Here is a 4,097-nt window from a genome sequence, read left to right on the forward strand (position 1 = left end):
GTGGGATCATGGGGCGCATACTTTAAAGGGATACCGTGAGTGCAAAACACTCACGGACCAAAAGATAAATAAGTGTGCTTGGCTTAGTGGATGTAGAAACGAGGGTTTGCCGTGCCCCAAATTGTATACAGTTCAGGGAATATGAGCTCTGCGTTTTCTTCCAGCTCACTGACAGTGATTCGGCCTTGCTTTTGCGCGCCAAACAAGGTGACTTCCTGATTAGGAAGGACGCCTTTCACATCGGTTACGTCAACCAATGTGGTGTTCATTGAGGTTACTCCAACCACCTTTGCTCGTTGACCGTTAATCAATACGTCACTGCGATTGCCCATTTTTCTTGGGTAACCATCCGAATAGCCAACAGGCAGGTTCGCCAAAACACTCTCTTTAGTTACGCGGTATGTACTGTCATAGCCAACGGTGCTTCCTTTAGGAAGATGATGCAATGACGCAATGCGTGTTTTGAATGAGACGATTGATGGATATTCCGGGTTAGTTGGTAAGTCGCCATATAGGACGCCACCAGGACGTACCATATCGAGTTGTGCTTCCGGCACATTGAGAGCAGTATAGGAGTTGGCAACATGCAAAATCAGCTCATCGCGTTTTAGGTTTGCTTGCTGAATCAACCAAGCTGAATTGGTATTAAAACTGGCCAACTTGCTGCGGATTTCATCTGGATTGTAATTGGGGAAATGCGTCATTATCCCAACAATTTGTATGCCGCTTTGAGTAGCAATCGCAATCGATTCTTGTTTTCCTACATCGGTTGACATATCGATACCATTGCGCCCCATTCCGCCATCATTTAATGCCAAATGTACTCTTATCGTTTTACCTTTTTGCTGGCTTAGCTGAGCGAGTTGTTCAGCTTGCATTTTGCTACCGATTAGCTCTTCGATATTGAACTCGGCACTTTGTGCGATTTCATCAATGCTCGCAGAGCGAACACGCATCAACTGGCCTTTAAACCCACTCTCACGTACGGCTCTCGCCTCTGCATTACTGGTAATTGCAATACAAGGGATCCCTTGCGCGAGAATCGTTGGCATTAAACCGCGAATACCGTTGCCGTAAGCATCTGCCTTCATCACGGCGCAAATTTTAGTTTGGCTGTTGATGTGGCTCTTAAACTGCTCAATATTTTGTTTGAATTGGCCAAGATCGATCTCAAGCCAAGTATTGGATTGCTGAATTTCTTGTATAGAAGGCTCACTGACGTTAAGGCTTAAAGGTGCAGTAGTCGCTGAAAAAGAGGGTAAAGCCATGGCAATTGACAGTGTAAGAAAAGAGGCTTTGAAGTTCATTCTATATCTCCTAGGTAAGTAAAAACAAGAAAGCCCCGTTAGGGGCTGACGCTATTTTAGTTAAGTCTGAAACGCCCCATGGCGTCTTGTAATGTGACCGATAATTGACTGAGTTCATGGCAAGCTTGTGCGGTTTGCTCTGAACCCTGCGCGACTTCTTGTGAAGCCGTATGAATATTTTCAATATTGCGGCTTAGTTCATCGGCAACAGAATCTTGTTCACTACAAGCACTGGCGATTTGTGTTCCCATATCCGCAATTTGGGCTACTGAGTTTTCAATAGAGACCATCAGTTGCTGTGAATGAGTTCCTTGAGCGACACATGAATCGATACTAACTCGTGAGCGTTCTGTCGCTTCTTTGGCTTCACCTGCCATAGTTTGTAGTTTTTCGATAATGGTTGTGATTTCACCGGTTGAAGCTTGAGTTCTTCCCGCAAGGGTGCGTACTTCATCGGCAACAACAGCAAAGCCTCGGCCAGATTCGCCAGCGCGGGCTGCTTCAATCGCGGCGTTCAGTGCCAATAAGTTTGTTTGCTCAGCGATGTTACGGATAACGTCAAGCACTACGTTAATTTGTGTGGATTGTTGTTCTAAATTTGCAACGGTTTCGCCAGCTTGACCAATAATTGTGGCTACTTGCTGAATTGAGCCCACCATAGTGGCATTATCTTTAGCACCTTCTTGTGCCTTAGTGTTTGCATTGCTTGCTTGAGAAGCAGAATCCTCAGTATTAAGTGCTACATCGGCCACTGCAGCTTTCATCTGTGCCATAGCCGTGGCAACTTGTGTGATCTGATATTGCTGCTCTTTCATACCTTGAGCTGAGATATTGGAGATTTGGCTCATCTCTTCCACTGCACTGCTTAGTTGTGTTACAGCGGAGATGATCTCTTCGATCAGTTGGCGTAAATTATTTTGCATCTTTTGTGAGGCATCGGCAAGTTCACCTAATTCGTCATTGCCAATAGCATTACGATCGATCTGTTTTGCTAAGTTACCTTCTGCAATCGCGTTTGCTTGGTCAACAACCAAACGCAAAGGCCCACAAATTATGCGAGTCAAGAAGAGGGTGATAATGACCATAACGGCGAGAATAGAAATATTACTGATACTGGATGAAGTGTTCAGCCGATCAACGGCTTTAAGAATATAGCTTTTGTTACCATCCATTGCCTTTTGCAGAATGCCAATCAACGTTTTTATATCGGCTTCAATATGACGAAAATTATCGAGAGATTGGTTTAACAGTTTATGCGCACTATTTTTGTCATTGTTCGCTAAAGCCTGATTGAATTGTGCAATTATGCTGGTGTAACTATCCCAGTCTTTCATTAGCTTTTTAAATGTTTGCTCTTCTTCGCCTGGCCAAACACTTTTGCCATATTCTTTTAAACCAGCATCAATTTCTTGTTGCAATTGGCGGCTAGTCACTAAGCGTTGATTAAGCTCGTTTGCATCGTCAGTGATCAAGGAGGCAAACTGCGCACGACGCCAATAGGAGAGTTTATCGCCCATTGAATCTACGTGTTGTAGCGCTGGAAGTGTATCGTCGGCAAAATTAGCCAACTGACTTTTGACTTGTTGGAGTTCGCTATATAAAAACCAAGCAAAGAGGATGTTGATTAAAGCGATGAGGCTAAATGAGCCTGCAATTTTCTGTCTGATGGATAGATTTTTTAAAAACATGAATGAGTTACCTTTGATTGTTTTTGTCAAAAGTCGCTTGAGCGAACAACATCCATTTACCGACAATGTGATCTACATCCTGATTGGTCGAGGATGTTATCATGTTATCTATAAATTGACAATACCTATACTATTAAAGTAGCAGATGTTTGATTGTGCAAAGATAAAATGATTGATTAACTTTAATGATGTGAGGATGGTTGATTATTGGTTGAATATCTAAGAGTGGTGAGATGATTTGCAAGCGACCCCCCATTCTGAGTATTTGCCTTAATGGTAATCGTTGTTCATTGATCTAACACCAAACTTTTTGCTGGATAACTGTAACATAATGGCAACGTTGTTCGAGATTCAAGTACACCTCTAACTATCTATCGTTTTTATGAGTACTCAGGAAGAGTTTATATGGTGCGTCCTTACTTAAAATTTATCATCCCTATTTTAGTTCCATTACTTATTTTATTGTTGCCTATGGCTGCTTTCCCTTTTGAAGGGATGACCGTAATACAGCAGCGAGTGATTGCCATCTTTTTGCTCGCCGCTCTTTGTTGGGTATTTGAACCGATCCCAATCTATGCCACATCGGTGGTTGTGATTGTGTTAGAGCTCCTAATGCTATCCGATAAAGGCATCTGGTTTATGAGGCTTGCAGAGGGAGAGGCTCATTTTGGTGGCTTGCTAAAACATACTGAGATCATGGCGACGTTTGCTAGCCCAATCATTATGTTGTTTTTGGGTGGCTTTTTCTTAGCCATGGCCGCCACTAAGTATCGTTTGGATGTCAACCTTGCACGAGTGCTGCTCAAACCATTTGGCCATAACCCCAAGTATGTCATGTTAGGCTTGATGTTGATTACCGGTATCTTCTCGATGTTTATGTCCAATACCGCAACAACAGCGATGATGCTTTCCATTTTAACGCCAGTCATCGCGGTATTTGGCCCAAAAGATCCAGGGCGAATTGCTTTTGCTTTGTGTATTCCGGTCGCTGCTAATATTGGCGGTATAGGTACGCCAATAGGTACTCCTCCCAATGCGATCGCATTGAAATATCTGGTCGGTGAAAATTTAATTACCTTTGGCGAATGGATGCTCTTTGGGT

At 43.2% G+C, this 4,097-nt stretch carries 3 protein-coding genes; 1 reads left to right on the top strand and 2 read right to left on the bottom strand.

Annotated features, from left to right (window positions below; genetic code table 11):
* Positions 1-83: 83 nt before the first annotated feature.
* Both alr and VOR_RS0115780 read right to left on the bottom strand, forming a co-directional pair.
* A complete protein-coding gene (alr, locus tag VOR_RS0115775) occupies positions 84-1,307 on the bottom strand; it encodes an alanine racemase (RefSeq protein WP_010320657.1) in 1,224 nt (407 codons plus the stop codon).
* Between the two features lie 56 nt (positions 1,308-1,363).
* Positions 1,364-2,995 (bottom strand): methyl-accepting chemotaxis protein, encoded by a 1,632-nt coding sequence (locus VOR_RS0115780; RefSeq protein ID WP_010320658.1) that lies wholly within the window; start codon positions 2,993-2,995, stop codon positions 1,364-1,366.
* 408 nt (positions 2,996-3,403) lie between these two features.
* On the opposite strand from VOR_RS0115780, the gene VOR_RS0115785 reads away from it, so the two are divergent.
* On the top strand, positions 3,404-4,097 hold a 694-nt coding region (locus tag VOR_RS0115785; RefSeq protein ID WP_029627284.1), incomplete at its 3' end, for an SLC13 family permease.

This window comes from Vibrio ordalii ATCC 33509 (genome assembly GCA_000257205.1).
GTDB lineage: Bacteria > Pseudomonadota > Gammaproteobacteria > Enterobacterales > Vibrionaceae > Vibrio > Vibrio ordalii.

Coding starts and splice junctions, on each gene's coding strand:
- alr (WP_010320657.1), bottom strand. CDS start 1,307: ATGAACTTCAAAGCCTCTTTTCTTACACTGTCAATTGCCATGGCTTTA.
- VOR_RS0115780 (WP_010320658.1), bottom strand. CDS start 2,995: ATGTTTTTAAAAAATCTATCCATCAGACAGAAAATTGCAGGCTCATTT.